Annotated in this window: 18 protein-coding genes and 1 tRNA gene; 7 read left to right on the top strand and 12 right to left on the bottom strand. The window is 41.0% G+C overall.

The genetic code is table 11. From position 1 onward, the window contains the following. The first annotated feature begins 197 nt into the window (after positions 1-197). The gene (locus AAEY98_RS16280; protein ID WP_101088025.1) at positions 198-872 is read left to right on the top strand and encodes a response regulator; all 675 of its coding nucleotides are present in this window, start codon (positions 198-200) and stop codon (positions 870-872) included. Further along, positions 863-2215, top strand: coding sequence for an ATP-binding protein (locus AAEY98_RS16275; protein ID WP_351018188.1), 1353 nt, complete (start codon positions 863-865; stop codon positions 2213-2215). Before AAEY98_RS16280 ends, AAEY98_RS16275 begins: the two co-directional genes overlap by 10 nt. Positions 2216-2285: 70 nt before the next feature. Here the strand turns inward: AAEY98_RS16275 and AAEY98_RS16270 are convergent, their stop codons facing one another. Next, on the bottom strand, positions 2286-2981 hold the full coding sequence (locus AAEY98_RS16270; protein WP_350979653.1) for a 2OG-Fe(II) oxygenase: 696 nt from the start codon (positions 2979-2981) through the stop codon (positions 2286-2288). A gap of 115 nt (positions 2982-3096) precedes the next feature. On the opposite strand from AAEY98_RS16270, the gene AAEY98_RS16265 reads away from it, so the two are divergent. After that, positions 3097-4347, top strand: a complete 1251-nt coding sequence (locus tag AAEY98_RS16265; RefSeq protein ID WP_101088019.1) for a cyclic di-GMP phosphodiesterase — start codon at positions 3097-3099, stop codon at positions 4345-4347. A gap of 200 nt (positions 4348-4547) precedes the next feature. On the opposite strand, the gene corA is transcribed toward AAEY98_RS16265, so the two are convergent. Continuing rightward, on the bottom strand, positions 4548-5495 hold the full coding sequence (corA, locus tag AAEY98_RS16260) for a magnesium/cobalt transporter CorA (protein ID WP_101088017.1): 948 nt from the start codon (positions 5493-5495) through the stop codon (positions 4548-4550). A 450-nt stretch (positions 5496-5945) separates the two neighbouring features. Then, complete coding sequence (gene yejK, locus AAEY98_RS16255; RefSeq protein WP_182744939.1) at positions 5946-6974, bottom strand: nucleoid-associated protein YejK; 1029 nt, start codon at positions 6972-6974, stop codon at positions 5946-5948. Between the two features lie 183 nt (positions 6975-7157). Between yejK and AAEY98_RS16250 the strand changes: the two genes are divergently transcribed. The 3 genes from AAEY98_RS16250 to AAEY98_RS16240 all read left to right on the top strand — a co-directional run bounded on the left by AAEY98_RS16250 (position 7158) and on the right by AAEY98_RS16240 (position 9599). Further along, positions 7158-7370: a YejL family protein gene (locus tag AAEY98_RS16250; protein WP_011637946.1), complete on the top strand. Its 213-nt coding sequence runs from the start codon at positions 7158-7160 to the stop codon at positions 7368-7370. A gap of 85 nt (positions 7371-7455) precedes the next feature. Next, the gene (locus tag AAEY98_RS16245; protein ID WP_351011467.1) at positions 7456-9246 is read left to right on the top strand and encodes a DUF3413 domain-containing protein; all 1791 of its coding nucleotides are present in this window, start codon (positions 7456-7458) and stop codon (positions 9244-9246) included. Between the two features lie 276 nt (positions 9247-9522). Next, positions 9523-9599, top strand: a tRNA-Pro gene (locus AAEY98_RS16240). Positions 9600-9960: 361 nt separating this feature from the next. Here AAEY98_RS16240 and AAEY98_RS16235 read toward each other — a convergent pair. The 5 genes from AAEY98_RS16235 to AAEY98_RS16215 all read right to left on the bottom strand — a co-directional run bounded on the left by AAEY98_RS16235 (position 9961) and on the right by AAEY98_RS16215 (position 13206). Next, positions 9961-10401 carry a hypothetical protein gene (locus AAEY98_RS16235; protein WP_192115959.1) on the bottom strand — a complete coding sequence of 147 codons (441 nt, stop codon included), beginning with the start codon at positions 10399-10401 and terminating at the stop codon, positions 9961-9963. Between the two features lie 114 nt (positions 10402-10515). Continuing rightward, positions 10516-10908: a hypothetical protein gene (locus tag AAEY98_RS16230; RefSeq protein WP_351011470.1), complete on the bottom strand. Its 393-nt coding sequence runs from the start codon at positions 10906-10908 to the stop codon at positions 10516-10518. A 390-nt stretch (positions 10909-11298) separates the two neighbouring features. After that, complete coding sequence (locus tag AAEY98_RS16225) at positions 11299-11730, bottom strand: hypothetical protein (protein ID WP_182773041.1); 432 nt, start codon at positions 11728-11730, stop codon at positions 11299-11301. A 527-nt stretch (positions 11731-12257) separates the two neighbouring features. After that, a complete protein-coding gene (locus AAEY98_RS16220; protein WP_182773042.1) occupies positions 12258-12740 on the bottom strand; it encodes a hypothetical protein in 483 nt (160 codons plus the stop codon). A 169-nt stretch (positions 12741-12909) separates the two neighbouring features. Beyond that, the gene (locus AAEY98_RS16215; RefSeq protein WP_351011472.1) at positions 12910-13206 is read right to left on the bottom strand and encodes a hypothetical protein; all 297 of its coding nucleotides are present in this window, start codon (positions 13204-13206) and stop codon (positions 12910-12912) included. 590 nt (positions 13207-13796) lie between these two features. Between AAEY98_RS16215 and AAEY98_RS16210 the strand changes: the two genes are divergently transcribed. Continuing rightward, positions 13797-14024 (top strand): hypothetical protein, encoded by a 228-nt coding sequence (locus AAEY98_RS16210; protein WP_350996104.1) that lies wholly within the window; start codon positions 13797-13799, stop codon positions 14022-14024. 473 nt (positions 14025-14497) lie between these two features. Here AAEY98_RS16210 and AAEY98_RS16205 read toward each other — a convergent pair whose 3' ends face one another. From AAEY98_RS16205 to AAEY98_RS16190, 4 genes are all read right to left on the bottom strand, one after another. Then, the gene (locus AAEY98_RS16205; RefSeq protein WP_351018184.1) at positions 14498-14704 is read right to left on the bottom strand and encodes a hypothetical protein; all 207 of its coding nucleotides are present in this window, start codon (positions 14702-14704) and stop codon (positions 14498-14500) included. Between the two features lie 18 nt (positions 14705-14722). Then, positions 14723-15034, bottom strand: coding sequence for a hypothetical protein (locus AAEY98_RS16200; protein ID WP_351018181.1), 312 nt, complete (start codon positions 15032-15034; stop codon positions 14723-14725). A gap of 874 nt (positions 15035-15908) precedes the next feature. Continuing rightward, positions 15909-17360, bottom strand: coding sequence for an ankyrin repeat domain-containing protein (locus AAEY98_RS16195; RefSeq protein ID WP_351018178.1), 1452 nt, complete (start codon positions 17358-17360; stop codon positions 15909-15911). Positions 17361-17476: 116 nt separating this feature from the next. After that, the gene (locus tag AAEY98_RS16190) at positions 17477-19555 is read right to left on the bottom strand and encodes a hypothetical protein (protein WP_351018175.1); all 2079 of its coding nucleotides are present in this window, start codon (positions 19553-19555) and stop codon (positions 17477-17479) included. Between the last annotated feature and the right edge of the window lie 444 nt (positions 19556-19999).

Here is a 19999-nt window from a genome sequence, read left to right as displayed (position 1 = left end):
TACCTGATAACTGATTACACCGACTAAGCCCTTTCAGGGCAAAAATGTTAGCAAAATAATTATCACTAGCACCATGATGGTATTCAGTTTGAATATGGTTATCATAAAATTCTGTTTAATATTTAACCTTACCAACTTGTAGGGTAATATTGGCCAAGCACATTTCACATATAATGACGGCTTAACAAGGATGGATTATGCGCATATTGGTTATTGAAGACGACCCTCTGTTGTCGCACCATTTACAGGTGCAGTTATCAGATCAAGGTAATCAAGTGCAAGTGGCATTAACCGCAAAAGAAGGGTTTTATCAAGCCACTAATTATCCTATTGATGCTGCTATTATTGATTTAGGTTTACCCGATCAAGATGGAATAAGTCTAATCAAAATGCTGCGCAATGCAGATGTTAAAGCGCCGATTCTAATTTTAACCGCTCGACTAACGTGGCAAGATAAAGTCGAAGGGCTCAATGCTGGTGCAGACGACTACTTAGTTAAACCATTTCAAAAAGAAGAACTCATCGCCAGACTTGATGCCATAGTGCGCCGCAGCAGTGGTTTTGTTCGCTCAACCATCACCAGCGGTGCTCTGCAAATAGATGTCGCGGCAAAACATGTAACGCTAAACCAAACACCATTAGACATCACTGCCTTTGAATACCTTATTCTGGAATACTTGATGCGCCATTGCCATGAGGTTGTCGCTAAACAGCGTTTACTGGATGTGGTCTATGCCGACAAAGAAGGCGACCCCAACACCATTGAAGTGATGGTCAGCCGATTAAGAAAGAAACTTGCTCAAGGTGGAATAGAACAGTCCATCATTACCCTTCGCGGCCAAGGATATAAATTTAATCACCCATGCGACTAATTTTACAACCTAAAAAACGTCTGCTTACCAGGATGTTCTTAACCTCTTTGGGTATTATCGCGTTAGTAGGTTTTGGTCTGGCGTGGCTAATTACCCTACTCCATGCCCAAAATCGCTATAACCAAACCACCAGCGCCTTAATCGCTCAACTACCCATCATTGCCGCTGAGTTTCGCGAAAACAATCTAATCCCTATCACCCAGGCCCGTGAAGGTGACGACGTCGACACGCAATACATTATGGCTACCTGCAATAGCAGCTATAACACTTTATGGCGCTCTGACTACGCTATTGGCTTAAACTTGAATAACATTTGTGAACAATATCTTGATATAAAAGATGATTTACCGCCTTTCTACCTCAACTTTAATGACCAACAAAGTTACTTTGCTTACTTGCTCAGCATTGACGTTGAAACCGAAATGTATCATCTATTGATTTTAAAAGACGCCACCGCACTGAAAACTGAACTCAGTCAATTTAATCGACTCACTTATTTTAGATTGGCAATGGTAATGGCTATTGCACTGTTACTGCTAGTGAGTGCAGCCTACTGGGGAATGCGGCCGTTAACGAAGCTGAAACAAGAGTTGATACAGCTGCAACAAGGACATAAAAAAAGCCTCTCACAAGATTACCCCGTTGAATTACAAGGCATCACCACAGCATTAAATCAACTTATGGACCAAACAGATCAACGTCAAACGCGCTATCAAAATGCCATGAACGACCTTGCTCACAGCTTAAAAACGCGTCTCGCCGCCAGTATTGCCATCATTGACGATGACGCATTAGATCGTCAGCAACAGCACCAAAAAATACTTGAACAAATAAATGACATGGATCATTTAGTACAGTATCAACTCAAACGTGCCATGTTAGGCCAACAAGGCTTACGTCAACAACAAACCGCTATCGCACCGATTGCTCAACAACTTGCGCAAATGCTCGATAAAATATATCGAGACAAACATGTCATATTCACCCTAAACATATCAGCATCATTGCAACTCCCACTCAGCAAAGGCGATGTGATGGAGCTATTGGGTAATTTACTGGAAAATGCATTTCGCTTATGTGGCAATAACGTCATGATCAGCGCCGCGAGCCTCGATAACAATCTCATCCAACTCAGTGTAGAAGATGACGGCCCCGGCGTAGACCACGCCATTAAACAAAAAATAATCCAACGCGGTATGAGAGCCGACACTCAATCGTCGGGACAAGGAATTGGTCTAGCAGTATGCCATGAGCTCGTTAGCAGTTATGGCGGCACAATGACCATTGGTACTAGCGAGCTTGGCGGAGCAGCTTTTGTCATTCAGCTCCCCGCAACGGCATAAGCACGCAGCAACAAAGTCATCAATCAAATAAGCATATAAAGCCACAACTGGTTTTACTCAACAGTAATCACTAACTTAATGGCGCATAAAGTTGCTCTGCACGATTAAACATCGCCCAAGAAGTCGCAATAAATTTATCGTTACTAATGGGCACATTGCCACGATGGCTGTGTGTAAAACCGGCTGGAGCAATCACCATAGTGCCTTTTTTAGGGCTTATTTTACGTTGTTGATAATAAAATTCTGTTTCGCCGCCCTCTTCAACATCATTCAGGTAAAACATGTATAACACCACCCGATGAAGCGCCTCATTATGGCCATTCTGTGGATACTGTTCTGAATGCCAATGCGGATATCCACCAACACCTTGCTGATAATGCTGCACATTAATCGTACCACTGCGATACAAATATTTAGTTAATGCCGCTGCTCTTGGCCTACCTAACGAATCAAAATTATCAGGCGTTAACGTTTGCGGTTGACCATTTTCATCTGCTACTTGTACAGAAACCGCTCCCATTAAGGTTAACGAGTATTGGGTAAAATAATCGCTAATATGGGTAAATGTCGCCGCTAAAAGTTCATTTTTTAATTCAGCTAAATCATCAAAAGCATCTAACATTAAATCACGACTGCGCTTTTTCTCGGTATCTACGCCAAAACCTGTATGGCCTGGCCCTACACTCGGATGCGTTTCAAATGCCGCAATTAAGCGATCACATAAATCATTACTTATCGCGTTGGGATATACTTCAATAAAATCCATAGGGAGTGACTATTGTTAATTTATTTATAGTAGTATGCTGCCACGCAATTAAAGTGCCTGTAAAGGGCAATACATAACATAGCTCATTGTTCTTCAAAGTAACTATCGATTGAATATGAAAAAAAACCAAAAAATCGCTGTAGAACAATTAGAAGTGGGTACCTTTATCCGCTTGCCAATTTCCTGGAAAGACCACCCTTTCCTGTTTAGCAGTTTTAAAATTAAAGACGCTGCACAAATTGAACTTATCAAAGGCTTAGGGCTAAAAGATGTTTTTTTTGATCCCGAAAAAAGCGATATTGAGCCTGTAACGTCCGAGAATGCCAACACCTCTAAACCCGACGAGCAGGCCCTCAACGCACTAAAAGAGCAAATGATTAACCAGAAGTCGGCCAAAATAGATGAGCAACAAAAGCTCAAACGAGATTTAAAGAAAACCGAACAACAATTTAATCGCTCAGTGTCGATGATGCGTTCAATGGTCTCTAAAATCAGTAGCCGACCACTCAATGCGGTCAGTGAAGCGAAAGACCTCATCAGCAACATGACCACCATGCTACTCAATAGCGATAATTTAGCCTTACATTTAATGGGCGATGCCAAAAATGATGAGCATATTTATCACCATTCACTCAACGTCGCCATGTTGTGTATGTTAATGGCAAAAGAGCTAGGTTGGAGCCGCGAAGAAGTTGAAACGATTGGTATTGGTGGGTTATTTCACGATATAGGTAAACTCAAAGTTCCGAGTAACATTATCAATAAGCGAGTGCCTCTTACCACACCAGAAGAAAACTTCATTAAACAGCATCCATTAATGAGCATTAACTTTCTTAAACTCGCTGACAGCTTTCCAGACGAAGCCAAACCGTTAATAGCTAATCATCACGAATTTTTAGATGGCAGTGGCTACCCACAAGGGCTAAAAGCCGACAAATTAGACAAGCTGTCGCAGTTAATCGCCGTGGTTAACGAATACGACAATTTGAGTAATGGCACCAACCAAACCAAAGGAAAACCGCCAAGTATCGCCTTGGGGTTACTGTATAAAAACTATAAAAACAAACTCAATACTGAATATATTAGCATGTTAATCAAAATGTTAGGTATTTATCCGCCTGGCAGCATTATTGAATTATCCAGTGGCCAATTTGCCATGGTTATGTCGGTAAACTTGCAAAAGCTATTGTGCCCTAACATTGTGGTTTACGACCAACTGGTACCCAAAGATTTAGCCCCCATCATCAGTTTACAAGATGAAGGCTTAACTATTGTTCGCAGTCTACCTGCCGCAGCATTGCCAGAAAAAATCCATAAATACCTCAATCCTAGAGAACAAATCAGCTTAGGTATTGGCCAAAACTAGTGTGCTGCAGATAAAATAGACTATGTTGAATAGTCTATGTTGAATAGTCTATGTTGAATAGTCTATTTCATCTCTTTAATGAGTGACTTACATAACACCATTTCAGTTTATTTACCCTAGCCAACTCAAGTATTTGAGGCATAAAAAAGCCATCAATCGGCAACAATTGATGGCATTATTTTGTCTAAAATAAGCTACTGCTACAACCAACCTTTCCGTTTAAAGAAAAAGTAGGTTCCTGCTGCACTGGCTAGCATTAATGCCACTGCCATTGGGTAGCCAAAGCGCCAGTCGAGTTCTGGCATAATATGAAAGTTCATCCCATAACTGCTGGCAATTAACGTAGGGGGTAAAAATACTACCGCCGACACCGAAAATATCTTAATGATTTTGTTTTGTTGCAAGCCACTGAATCCCATCGCTGCATCCAGTAAGAATTGTAACTTGTCGAAAATAAACTGGCTGTGTGGCATCAATGATTCAATGTCAGATAGCATCTCACGAATGTCTTTCAAGTTTTCATCTGACAATCGGTCACGATAATAACGTTGCATATAACGTAATGAACGCTGAGTATCCAACAAACTCAATCGAATTTTACCGTTCGAATCTTCTTGCAAGGTAATCAGTTTAAAAACACCGTCAAGCTCTTCGTCATTAAATACTTGCTCGCCAACATTTTCTAAAATACTATAAATATCTTCAATTAAGTCAGATAGATAATCAACTTTCAAAGTAAAGAGCTCTAACAATAAGCCTTGTGGAGTGGTAATATCCAAGCGCCCTAAACGTAGGTAATTACGCAGTAAACGAATAAGGCCGACATCTTCTTCACGTATTGTTAGCAAAAAACGTTCTCGCAAGTTAAACGACACGTTCACTGCGCGTACATCTGAACTCACCCGCTGTGGAAACAACGAGTTAATGTGTAAACCGTCTTGGTTTTGGTAAAAACGCGCCGAAGCCTCAATTTCTTTAATATCTTCTTCGTCAGGTACTTCTTCAGCAGAGAATAGCCTCAACCATTGACGCTCTTCGTCGTCGGGTTTTAATAAATCTAACCACAATGTCGACTCAGGCACTTTATCGCCCACACTCAATTCGGTGGTGATTAATTCTCTATTTTGATAGGCGTATGCAGTGATCATCGCTCCCCCAAAGTCCGTTAGGCTATTACAAGCATAACAAACAAAAACACTCAAAAAGTGGCGCTAGTTTACTCAACTACAAATGAATGAAAAGTAAAATATTCAACTGCGCCAAAAATCGTACCAGTTAGATAATTTGATCGGTAATTTGCTAAATAAGCCATGAGCTAAGCCGTTATATAAATCCAAATAAAACGTTGCAAAGTTCACCGCCATTGACACGATTTAAGCATCAGTAAATTGATATAAAAATCTGCGTAAATTAATGTCACTCTGCAAGCTATTGAACCCAAAGTTCACACGCAACACTAGATCCAACAACATGTTAGCTCGCTTTACTCGCTAACTCACCAAAGCATAGCACGCGTTAAACCTAGACTCGCTATTATCTTCGCTCATAAAAAAGCGCCCAAATAGGACGCTGTTGTAACAACACCAATTAAGCTTAAGTTATTCGCCTTTTAAGCGACGGTCTAATTGGTCTTTCAAATTGGCTGGCACGCCTTTAATCAAAATAGTGTCAGATATCGGATCATAAATAACCCGTTCACCTAAATGGCAGCCATCAAAGCTCAAGGTCACTCCGCCACCTGTGCCTGAAAACTTCTTCAAGCTGCGTAGACTGGCTTTATCGGCCGGAAACTCATCGTCTAACTCATAACTGCCGCCACACGCAAAATCATAAAATGAATCCATACCAGAATCAGCTAACTCATCGGCTAAATCTTTAACTTCAATCACATCACCGGAACCTGCGCGTTCAGAACAATAATCAAATACCTTGTTACGACAATCTTGGCGTTCATCTTTGGTAAGCTCACTACCTGCGACAAAATCTTCAACTGCATGGATCAGGGTTTTGTTTTGCGCCTTAATGTTAACGCCTTCAACACAGCCCATAAAGTCTAAAAAGAAATCGGCAACTTTACGGCCAGCACGACCACGAATAAACGAAATATACTTACGCGAGCTTTTATCGGCCTGCCATTCAGTTAAATCAATGCGCGCAGCTAATTGAATATTGTTTAAATCTAAATGGTTGTTTTGCGACAATTCCATGTCATCTAATACTGTCATCGACGACTTAGCGCTTAATAACGCCACAAATAAATAGTCGCTCGTCATGCTGGTGTAGCAAGACATCAACAAAAAACCGCCTTGGCTAAAATCGTACTTGGCCAGTTCTTGTTGCAACAGTTGGCTCGCTTGACCACTAAACTCAACAAAACCTAAATCGCCTTTGCGATAACCGGTTAGTGCATCAGAAAATTCACTGTTGGCTTCGCCATCATCGCCATGGGTTCCAAAAAAGCCAAACCCCTTACCCGCTTTACCCGAATAGGTTTGATGTAACTCTTCTAACATGGTTTCAACGGCGTGAGTATTCAACAACGGTTGCGGGCGTAAACGACAACGCATTTGCCCCTGACTGTCTTGAGAAATTTCGTGAATAATTGCTTGCTCAATACTAATGCTCATAAACCTTGTTAATCCTAGTCTGTCGCAGATGATAATTTAAAAAAGAATGATATCAGACCAACCGTATAAATCGAACAAGGGTTTACAATATTCCTCACATACAGCGAATAAAACTTGAGGCGAGCGACGGCTAAATCCGTTATTATGTGCAGCTAATTCATTATTTATTGAAGTTTTCTGACTATGGCAATTCAATCTAAATACACAAACACTCAAGTTGAAGCACTTATCAGCGAGCTGCTTGCAGTACTAGCTAAGCATCAAGCACCAACCGATTTAAGCCTAATGGTTTTAGGCAATTGCGTGACCCATTTACTCGACAAAAAAGTCCCTGGTGAATCACGCCAAAAAGTTGCTGAGCAATTTGCCAAAGCCTTAACACAGTCGGTTAAGTAATCGACTAAATAAAATTTATCACTAATGCTAACAATCAGTTACACTGAAAACAGTCTGTGATAATAACGTAGGAATACGAGTTAACATGATCGAGCGCAAAAAGCAGCAAATGACGCGTGATAAAGTGTCACGCTTAGTTAATTGGGGTCACTGGTTTGCCTTCTTTAATGGCATATTAGCGATGTTAATTGGCGCTCGATATATTGGCAGTGTCGGCTACCCAGAAACCATTATTGGTTGGGCTTACCTGTCAATCAGCACCATAGGTCATTTTACCTTTTTGGCCTTTATCGGTTACTTAATTTTTATTTTCCCGATTACCTTATTATTACCTTACTCCAAAATTTTACGTGGTTTTGCTGCATTTATCGCCTCACTTGGTTTATATGCCCTACTGTATGACACCATTATTTATGACGACTACGGTATCCATTTAAGTCCTTTTGCGTTCGACTTAGCCTGGCAAGATCTCAATGCGCTATTACACAGCACTTCATACATAGTGACACCTATCGTCATTGTGATTGTTGAGCTTACTGCGGCCAATTATCTGTGGAAACGCATCGACAAAATTCAGAAAAAACAATGGGGCAACAAAGTGGTGTTGTTTGTCGGTATCTGTTTTGTCAGCAGCCATTTATTTCATATTTGGGCCGACGCGACCAATATGACTGAAGTCACCCGTTTTGACGACGCCTATCCAGTGTCATACCCTGCGACAGCACGCTCGTTCATGGAAAATCACGGCATTGACAGCAGCATGCAGTCAACAGAGTCTCGCAACACTAAATCACGTAAGCTGAGCTATCCCATCAGTCCGATGCAATGTATTGCAGACAGCCAACCCAATATTATGGTTATCAGCATAGACAGCCTACGAGCAGACATGGTCGACAGTGTCACTATGCCGTTCTTAAGCCAGTATCGTATTCAAAATCAGCGCTTTATGAATCACTATAGCGGTGGCACCGACTTTGAAACCAGCATGTTTACCCTCATGTATGGCTTACAAGGCAACTACAGCGATCGCAAAGAGTTTGATAGCACCAGCCCAATATTAACCAACACGTTGTCACAGCAAGGCTATCAATTAGCCATGTTTGCGCCTGAAAATGATCAATACGCTGCTAATAGCGCAATGTTCATCGGTATAAACATTCATATCAGCGAAGGCGATAATGGCAGCGCAGATGCCGATATCAACACCATTAATGCGGTGAATGCTTGGCAGCCAAAACAAACACAACCGTGGTTTGCCTTAGTTAATCTTACCGCACCAAAAGATTACGACACCCCAGTCGGATTTTTAGGTGTACAAACCATCAAACCGCACATGCCATTAAAGCCTGCGCAAAAGGTGCTGTTTAATCAATATCGTCAATCACTTAACTTTATCGACCAACAACTGGCTAGCCTACTCAATAACGTGAGTGATGATACCATTGTGCTCATCACTGGCACTTACGGCCAGGTCTTTACCAGTAATACCAGTGACGCCCGCAGCGATTTATCGCCAGGTAATGTTAAAGTGCCGCTGATAATCCATTGGCCCGACAGCCATGGTAATAAAGTGAATTACCGCACCAGCCATTACGGCATAGCGCCAACCTTGCTAAGCCATGTGTTAGGTTGCACCAATCCAAGTACAGATTACAGTTCAGGCCGCAGTTTGTTAGAACCTAATAATGAAACCTGGGTTTACATAGGCGACAGCCGCCGCTTTGCCATTTACCAAAAAGCTGAAATAACAGTATTGGATCGTTTCGGTAAATACCGCATTTACGATTTAGACTATAAAAAACGTTTAGATAAGAAAATGAGCGCACCAGAATTAATCCAAGTCATGCGTGAAGGCCGTAGACTTTATAATCAATAAGATATTTTATTACTAATAACATATTTAGCTTAAAAGATTGTAAACGAGCGAACTATTCATCAGCTTGCTTGCTTATGCATAGATAAGGTCGACGATTTTATTAAATGGATAGTTTATAATCAATCGATAACCGACTGATAACTAACTACTTGCGTAAACAAATCGCAATTGATACAGTAATTATCCACTTAGTAACCCCCAAGGCTCACAGCCATGCTAAGTGATTGGCATTTATGATGATATTTTCATTATATCTGAAGTCAAACTAAGTAATTTCGGTATGTAGCGCAGCCCGGTAGCGCACTGTCATGGGGTGTCAGGGGTCGGAGGTTCGAATCCTCTCATACCGACCAAATTAAAAATAAAAAATCCTGTACGCATCAACTGCTTACAGGCTTTTTTGTGTCTAAAGATAATACGTGAATTTTATTAATCCGGTCAAACCTTCTACTCTACAATTACAACTTACGTTATTTCTGTCATAACTTTTTTTAATGTCTAAATGTAGCGGGTCGCGAGGTTTGAGAAATGAAAACGGGTGGTTTGAGACAGGCAATATCGTATATTTCTCAAACTGAGTGATGTCACTTGGTTTAAGACAAATCAAAAATACATCAATTGAATAACGTTTAAACCTGCCTTAAATCGATTGTAACCAACGAAGTTTAACCGTCCCAGCACCGCAGGTGCGAATACCAACTTTTTGTTAGGCCGCTATTTAAGAGCAGCTTCGATTTTTTCGGTATCTAAGTACTTCTCAAATGCACCCAAACTTTGAGAGACAGATGATTCTGTCATTAACTCTTGCATTGCCACTTTCCCTACAATACTGAATGCAGACTCAAATGCTGTTGAATTTTCTTCAATAGCCTTCTTGGATATTTCTTTGCAATCTTTAGTTATTAATCTAGTAATAAGCTCTCCAACATATTTATTCATTTGATCTAAGTTAGCATCTGAGACATTTGAATAAGGTTTTATAGTGCTATGCTGGGACATACCAAAGTAGATCCATTTAGCTAAATTCTTCCTTTCTTTTCCATTCATTGAATCTGTTAAACAGACACCTAACTGCTGCGTTGCAGAGACTGTGCTTGCTAATGTATGCGGGCTCATTACAGCTGCTATTAAAATAATAGTGGAGATTAACTTCATAATGCTTTCCTTATTGATTGCCTAACGCCCCTCTAATAAGTGAACCAAGTGCTGGCGGGCGATTTGCTCAGTAAATGGCATGACAGCCTTGGTGAGTCTGAATTTAAAGGCTTGTTATACGCAACTTTCAGCTTTAGGTCTAAAGTAGTTTTTTGAGGCTGGTAATAGCAAAAAAATCATTGCAAATAAGGGGATGATATATATTCCCAATATCGGATAAATTCTAAATGCCTCAAACAGAGAAAGATCGTAAAAATACTGGTCATAAGCCTTCCAAAGCCAAAAAAGAGGTAATCCACCAGTCCCTATTAAACCAATAATCAAAGATTTTTCATCTCGCTTTTTCAAAGCAGAAGCAACCCAAAAAAAGGCTACTCCAGCAATTAACTGTGAAACTGCAGTTGATGGCCTAGCATCTACGACGAAAATCATCCATGCAGCAAGAGTAATGCTGACTCCTGAACTCAAGTAAAGCAACATTAAAGTCATTTTGGCAGAAAAAGGCATTTACAAACTCCTTGTGTATAACGCTTTAGTATTTATGCGTTGCGCTGTTTGCATGGCACAAACCGCTTGTTGGACGTGGCCGATGCCGAGTCCAGGTTAATGGGTAAGCTTTATGCTAAAGGAATTTGCTTTTTTTGATGCTAGCTCTGGGCTGAAAACAATTTCGAATTGATTATGTGGCTTGACTTGTACGTGTTTCATTGAAATTCCCTTGTCATTGTGGTGTTCCATCACATCTCTTTTATGTCTAGCTGATTCAATGAGGATAATATACTCGATTGAGTCTGCATTTAGCTCTGCGTTGCGGCTTAGTTCAACGCTTAGGATAAGAACGCGGCTTCGCGCGGCCTATCCTTATTTGTATGTTTAATTACTTATAAAAGATAGCTATTAATTTTTGATAACCATAGACATCACAAGACCTGCAATCATTCCTTGCGTGGCGGCAACTGCAATACGAACGAGCATCATCGGCTCTGTTATAGAGCTGTAAGTATAAGCTAATGAGCCCTCGTCTATTTTAGCCACAATACCAAACAACAAACCATATATCACACAAACGAAAACCTTTTTAGGTGAAATCAACCATTGATAAATAGCTACGAAAACACTAGAGACAATCAACACCCCAACAACATGATCTATAGGGGAAGCAGTCCCCTGCCTTAAAGCATCAGTTATTTCTCGGTAAATTGGCCTGATGCCAAGTTCTCTAAAGATACCTTCCAAACCAAACCATGCCAAATAATCCAGTCCTGTCCATGTTAAAAAGACCAAAGCTATCGCAGCTATATATTTACCAAACACTTTATACTTTTCCACTAAACTCTCCTGAAACATAACGTTTTAATATTTGTGCGTTGCGCCGTTTGCATGGCACAAACCGCTTGTTGGACTTGGCCTATGCCGAGTCCAGGTTAATGGGTACGCTTTATACTATAGGAATTTACTTTTTTTGAGGCTAGCTCTGGACTGTAGAGCAGTTTGAGTCAATTGATATCGAGTAGTGGGTAAGTTTTTCATTGAAATTCCTTTTCATTATGGTGTTCCATCACATCTTTTAAGTCTAACTGATTCAATGAGGTTAATACACTCGATTGAGTCAGCATTTGGCTCCGCGCAGCGGCTAAGTTCAACGAGACTGTAGAATAACTCTAACAGCCAAATTCAATTAAAAAACGAGCTCTTGAAATCAATCCTAAGCGCTTTTAAGACACTAGGTAATGCATTTGGAACCCAGAAAAAAAGCTGTTTTTCTTTAAAATGAGTAACTCTACAGCCTCAACGCCTAATTAACAGGCAAAAAAATGGTTGGTAAAAATACGCGACGAAGGAGCAAATACCAACTGTTATTTGTCCTTATTTATTAGCTTTTTAGGAAGAGGTATTGTGCACAACTCTTTTCCAAAGAGATCGCCAGATATATACTCTGTCAAATAACCAGAAATACCACATTGTTTTTGTATTCCTTCGATAATTGAGACATGTATATAATTTTTATTATTTATTGAAACTATATTCATTGAACTAGGTGAACCGCCTCCGCAACGATCAGAACCGAAAGACTCCTCTTTATCTCCATTCAATATTTCTAAATATGGAACTTGTTGTGTTCCTCCAGAAAATCTAGCAACTTCTTCTAAATCACCATCATTATCAATATCTATCGACAAAAAATTTTGTGTATCTCTTGTTCCTGGGAAATTAAATGGAATATCTACTTTTACCCAGTTTTCTCCTTGATCTATTCCTTCGGAAATTTGATGGCAAACATTAACTGCCTGAACAGATGCACTAAGCATAACCAATACAAGGGCGACTGATAACTTCATTACTCTGCCTCAACGCCCAATTAACGGGCAAAAAATTGTTGGCTAAAATAAGTGAACGTAGTGAACAAAAAGCCAACTTTTTTTGTCCTAATTTAATGACTTGTAATATTTTTATTGCATCAAGTTCATATGTTTTACGCTTTGCAGTTACTCTAACCAATAGAATCGATTAATTTCTATACTTATTTGAATGCTGCATGCTAATAAGAAGAGGGCTACCGAGAACAATCATAAAGAGTATAATGAAAACAACAAACGAATAATAAGATATAAAGAGCATTAATACTACGGTTAGCAGTAAAGGCACTATTAATGCTGTAAAAGCGTAAATAAGCTTTGTAGTTAAATTTGAATTACTTTTAATAGACAAAATCATTCCAATGCTTATGGCTAGACTTATAAGCAGAGGCAAAAAGAAAAAAAGAAAAAGTAAGCCCCAAAAAAATCCAATTGGATTTCCTACCATAAAATGCTCCTTGCAATAATCAATTGGGTCATGCTCACCTCAATGTCAGACATAATCTAACTCTACCAAGGTATTCGCTAATTGTGGATAACACAAAAATATAACGTTTTAGTATTTGTGCGTTGCGCTGTTTGCATGGCACAAACCGCTTGCTGGACTTGGCCGATGCCTAGTCAAAATTAATTGGTATGCTTCATGCTATAGGAATTTGCTTTTTTTGATGCAGGCTCTGGGCTACAGAGCAGTTTTGAATTGATTATGAGGCTTGATTTGTATGTGTTCAATTGCAATTCCCTTGTCATTCTGGTGTTCCATCACATCTTTTTTAAGTCTAACTGATTCAATGAGGTTAATACACTCGATTGAGTCAGCATTTGGCTCCGCGCAGCGGCTTAGTTCAACGCTGCAAGCAACTGCAGCTGTAACGGAACTTGTGCATGCACGAATATTTTACCGCACATACACAAGTGAAGAGTAAGCTGTCAGATTGACTTGCTTTGCATTACCCAATAACTCTCTGATTCTTTAAGTACGCATATAAAACCATGCTTCCAGGTACATTAAATATGATCACAAATAACGAAGCTAGCATGGAACTCACAACCCCCAGTTTCTTCCGTTTAATGAAAATGACAACAAGTGCAAAAGCAACCAACAATATACAGGCCGCCACTAAAAAAATGGATGCTGAAAGCCCGAGATACCAGATGATACTTCCTTGCTCAGTGGCCGGAAAAAACATTACTGCAACCAATAAAACCCAGAAGACAATAATTAGCCATTTCCATATAGGGGCAATCAATAGGTTTTTATTATAATTTGATTGATAAAACATTGCCTAAACTCTACTGATGCTTAACAGCGTATTAGCTAAAATTTCGATAAACATCCTGAGAAGCCAACCAAAACCCAGCATCTATACCACTTTAATTATTAATAATTTTAGTAACTTATCAGCTTAATAAGCTAAAATCAATCACGTTTTAGTTCGAATGAAGCGAGAATTTTAGTGTCACGATGATGCTCACAGAATGCATGCAGCAGTAACATTTTCATCTGGAAAAATAAAAAGATCGAGGGTGATCAACAGTTGGTATTTGAGGGGGAGCAAAAGCCATACGATATTCAAAGACACATCTTACTAAATACTACTCAACAGATTCAATGGCTTACGCATGATTTGACTGTGTTGATATTGATTGGTTTTGATAGGGTTGAGAAAACAACAACACAACCACCTAAATTTTTCATATGTAGTGAAGCACTGCGCTTTCCTACCCCCGCAGTGAAGTTAGCCAGAAGGACCCTGTCCTAATTCTCTCAGCAAATCAATAACCTCTGTCATAATATCACCTACTTTTGCATCCAACTTAGTTGAATTATGGTCATTTAAACGTTGTGAACAAATCCATTTTTGGCTTATAGCTGCTGACGATGGAGTATTTTTAAACTTAGCAAGCTTTATGACAAATAGAGTCCCTAAATGTCCAAGCATCATATCCTCCGCAATGTATCTTTAGTTGCAAATAACATCAATCGGATGATTACCTTGTTCTACGTAACATTGGCTAGCAAATACGTTCTTTTGTCTATCAAAGGAAATCTGTGCCAATCGACTCTCTATGTCGTCAATCCTTGTTATACGCCATTGCCTATATGTGAAAATAATAGCCAAAACAGTTATAGAACTTCCCACAATCGTGAATATGCTTGCCATAAAACCATGATCTAATGCGTTCAGGTAAGTCAACATGTTGGCTCCATATGCACCTATTATCCACCCAGCCAAAAAGACACAAAGAACAACCCAATATTCAACTTTACCCATGTAACTCAACTCCTTGTTATGTCTAGCAACAATCACAGATGAGTGATAAAAAATCAACTTATATTAATCTGTAGGTACTAAGGTCCATATAGTAAATTATTCATAATTGTCCTACGATTTCTATCTCAGCCCTTCTCAACCAGTACACATTGGACTTCTTACTATCGACCCCCACAAGGCCCACTGCCCTTTGCAGACGTACTGCGCTCTAATGGCCCGTATACATTGCGGTGTTAACCGAGTAATCATCTGTTCGAACTGCCTTACTTCTAGTGGGGGCGTTATCTCGACTACTGCCGAACGACCGTAAACAATCACCTCGCCTAACTTGTAGCACTGGCTTCTGCTTGCGAACCCTTAACCATATTCTTGATGGGCCCAATAGTTACCCCAGCGTGTTAACCCATGACGCAACGCCTTCATGTTCAGCGTCACTTGCTGCAGCTGCCGCTGCTGCACATTAATCTTCATCATTATTCTTGACCATTACTCTTCATCATCAATCATTGCCCTTATTTCATCAATCCCTAACTTAAGCACCCGGGCGCATATTGCCGAAACATCATCAAATGGCACTCTCACATCACCCCGCTCCCAACGCTGATTAATTCCAAGCTCAAAATCTGGGTCACTTTTATGGTCACTTTTTAGGGGGTTAGACTATGACAACTCTGTGATTACAGGCTTCAGAGCTAGCTTTCATGGCTCTGCCATGGGGCCGGAAATTAGAATCCTCTCCTAACACAGGAGGATACCGACCAAATCTAAAATAAAAAGCCTGTACGCATAGAATGCGTATAGGCTTTTTTGTGTTTAAAAACAAATGTGAATTTTATTAATCCGGTCAAACACCAAACTTGTATCCTTTTTAATCTCAACATCCATCGGCGTTATATTTAGCTCCCTTTGTGCATAATAACGCTACAACGTTCGCATGCCCTTGCTGCTTGGCGCGCATTAAAACGGTTCGACCTTTATTATCGCGTAAATTGACATCTGCACCTTGGGCTAATAACAACTGCATGATGCCGATGTGCTCCTTGTCGGCAGCGTAGAACAATGGCGTAAAATGCTTATTATCATATCGATTGACCTCAGCACCATGGGAGAGGAGTGTTTGCACTATATTGAGCTGAGCTTTTTCTGCCGCAGCCATTAATGGTGAAAAATCATCACTGTTTGTGCCATTAACATCAGCTCCGTTATCTAGTAAAAGACTAATAGATTCAATATCGTTATGCTCAATGGCCAGTAATAGTGGCGTCATCTTACTTTCAGCGCTTTGTAACTCAGTTTCAGCGCCATGTGAAAGCAATAAACTCACCATTGCCACATTGCTAGTGGCAACCGCATATAACAAAGGAGAGGTGCCGCCATTATCTTTGATATTTATATCAGCGCCATAGTTGAGTAATAACGTGACTATATTTAGGTGCGATCGATTTGCCGCCCAGTTAAGTGCGGTATGGCCTGTTCTGTCTTTTAAATCCACACTGGCACCTTGTTTAAGCAGTGTATTAACCACGTTTTCATGACCACTCAATGCCGCAAGCATCAATGCTGTTCGCCCTATTCTGTCTGTTGCTCTGGCATTTGGGCTTGCTCCTTGCTTGAGTAATGCTTTTACCGCTGGCTCGTCGCCAAATGCGGCTGCATGAAGTACTCCTTTGCGCTGCTGGTTAATCATCGCGCGTGTTTTGACGCTTTTTACTGATGCATCAACCGATGGTGCATTACTCTGTGCATCGCTATTTTGTTCGGTTGGTTTAGTCTGTACTGGAGACGTATCAGCTGGAGTCGTCTCTATTGATTCAGCCGGAAACCGTGGCGGATGTTGATATTGCTGATGTTGTGGGTAAGCCGAGTCTCCCTCGCCGCGGTAGCCAGGAAAACCTACATCTGCACCACTTTTGCGCTGGTTATCTATGATTGATGGCTCTTTTGATTGACTCTCTGGATTGTTGATTATGGGTTGAGTATCAGATACAACCTCCTTCCCACCACGATAATTGGGATCACCTTTGCCAAGCTTGGGCATATTTTTTTGGTAATCGTGACCTATTGCCGGTTTTTTAGCACTTTGCTTAGGCGCTGGCGGGGTTACTGCTGGGTTTGATATTACTGGCGTGACTGGCACTGCCGACGTTACTGCCGGAGTTGTGATGGCAGGCGTGACAGCTGGCGTAACTAGCTCCGGCGTGGTTGCAGTAGCCGGTGGAGTTGTAGTTGAGGGTTGAGTTGGATCGCTGTTTTCTTCAGCGAATAATGAGCTTATCGCCGAAGATAAAATAATGGCCGAGACAAAGATTATTCGTATGATGCACATTTGCTATTCCTATCTTCTAAGTCCGTAAAGACCGTTAATAACAATATCAATTAGGTTAAGTTAAAAGGAGAGAAACAAAAGTTCTCCCCTTTGATTCACCTGCTAATCCTTAATTATCATCTACGGATTTTTGTTGTTGCGGTGGCAGTATCGTTATCACTATTAAGATCGCCTTCTGCTGTCACCGTCGCCGTCCAGCTAACAGCGGACGTTCTGATGATGTTGGCTGTCCAACTTGCATTTAATGAAATCGTATCTCCTTCAGCCAAGTCGCTGAAAGCCATCGGCGGCAGTTCAATAACCACTCCTTGGTTAGTGACTCCAGTAATGGTTACCTCACCACTGACACTACTGGGTTTAAGATTGCTCACATCGACAACCATTGCCACCGTTTGATTAAAGGACACTGTAGCTGATGCTGCAAAAGCAGTCAGTGCAACATCGACATCAGTATTTACCACAGGAACTTCGCCTTCATATTCGATAATGAGCTGTGCGTTATATAAGGCTGTTGATTTACTATCGCCCTTAATGTAAACCGCAAGGTCAAAATCTGACGTCATCGGTAAACCATTGCTGGTAACCGCCGGTTCGCCGTCCTCAGTGACAATAGTGACATACTCATTTGCCGTCACATCAACCCAACCTCTACTGGTTGCCAGCGGAGATATCTCTCCCTCTTCCCAATCCAGTAAATTGATCACTGTGGTCGTTGGCGTACCGACCTCATACTTAATATTTTCTTTGGCAAAAGGCGGCGCGCTACATTCAATTAACGGGATCTCAAGTCCAGGCAAGTCTTGACCAAACTTATTAGGTTTAAGTCTCCAACGGGGGCCTGAGACAAGCTCACCGAGTGACGCATTTGGCAATGCACTACCGATGAAATCCTGAATTTTTGGGTCAGGATTGACATCATAAGACCATTCAAATGGGTCACGATTGATGGTGGTATAGTAAGCATTAGAATAGCCACCAGCGAGATCTGATGAGAATGCATAAGGGTGCTCTGCAGCGCTTTCACCTGGTGTAGCCAAAGGGTCCAGTGCTTTAGGGGTATTCTTTAATATTGTACCGACACCGATAAAGGATGGATCGAAAGCGCCACTTTCAGTATCGATTATATCGCTGTCGCCTTCATAACACGGAACAGTACTTTTCCATACGGCTGCGTCACCATCACCTTCAATTCTATAGGAAGGCTTACGCCCTGTTGCAGCTTCATTTTCCAAGTCTTCTGGACGAAGTTGGTCATTAGGGTTATTGGTGATCCAGTGATTAACCACAAGCTCTGCTCGAGTAACGACAAAGTTTTCCGTCGATGTTTTCCATTCTTCAGGAAGCGCCAACTGGGCATACATGCGGATATCGTTCGGCCGTTTATGTATTCCGCCCCAACCATAAAGTGGCTTACCATCATCTTTAAGCTGCACGGAATAGTCACTGCTTAAGGCGATGTTATCGAGCATGTTGGTCTTGTCGTTAGGAAACATTTGGCACCCTTCAGGCTGACCATCTGTTTCACAGGGTATCGCATTGGTTAGGCGATAGGCTTGTTGTCCACCCACTAACACTTGAACATTATCATCTAGTGGCGCGCCAGCGCAGTCATACGACAGAGTGCCGTCTGGGGTTGATATAATGGCTTGGGTACCGTCTGGGCTGGCAAAAAAGTATGGGATGGTCTCATAACAACTAAGCGCATGCTCCATAACAGTATAATGCTCTGTTTCACATTTTACCGAGGTGCCACCGAGCCCTTGACACCATGTTCCTAATGGTGGTTTTACCTTGTATTTTTCGGTGGCGGCATTGGCAACTTGAATACCAATCACCCCTCCGCCTTCGTCAATATTACCAACGAATCCTTCGAGGTAATCACCATTGCGCGCTTTGGGCTGCGCGCCCAGAAAATCAACCACATAAAAGCCAAACTCGCTATCCACTGGATATAACATCACACCCGACTTGTCGAGAAGCGCTGGATTATCATCAGGACAACTCACTGGGCCAAGGCCACAAATGATCGTTTGGTCATCTGCGAAGGTCACTCCATTCAACCCTCCCAGTACGTCATTAACAGAAAACACATGCACTGGCGATTCATAAGCCACCGCACTTCCTATTGAGGCCAGCAATGCTAAAGAGATAGCAAGGGCAATCGGCCTTTTATTAAAGTATTTAACAAATAACATAACAACCTCCTGTAATTATTGTTGGGGTTAAACTAGTTAGACATAACGACCTCCTGGATTTATTTTTAACCAAAACACGTCAGCTCAGTGTCAACACCTACACGCACTGCAAATTAACAAACAGGTCGTCATTCGATGATGAAATGAATGACAAGTAAGTAATAAGTAGTAGGTTATTTTTACGGCTACATAATGCTATGTCTCACTTTTACAGCACTCGAGATATTTACTTATGCGCCTGCTATTAACCATAGAAAAATCATGGTTAAATTCAAGAGGCAAAAAATCATAAAAGTAACGCTAAACACGTTTTTGGCGGGGGAAATCCTTCAACATCAATCTATTAAAATAATACGGGGTCAGATCAATAAAAAGTCATATTTTCATCGTTACTACTCAATAAGTTAGCGTCGTAATTCTTTAGAATGACACCTGAATAAAAAT

The sequence above is a fragment of the Shewanella sp. AC91-MNA-CIBAN-0169 genome (genome assembly GCF_040310165.1).
Lineage (GTDB): Bacteria > Pseudomonadota > Gammaproteobacteria > Enterobacterales > Shewanellaceae > Shewanella.
Note: the sequence above shows the minus strand (reverse complement) of the source record. Positions and strands in the feature narration are given on the sequence as shown.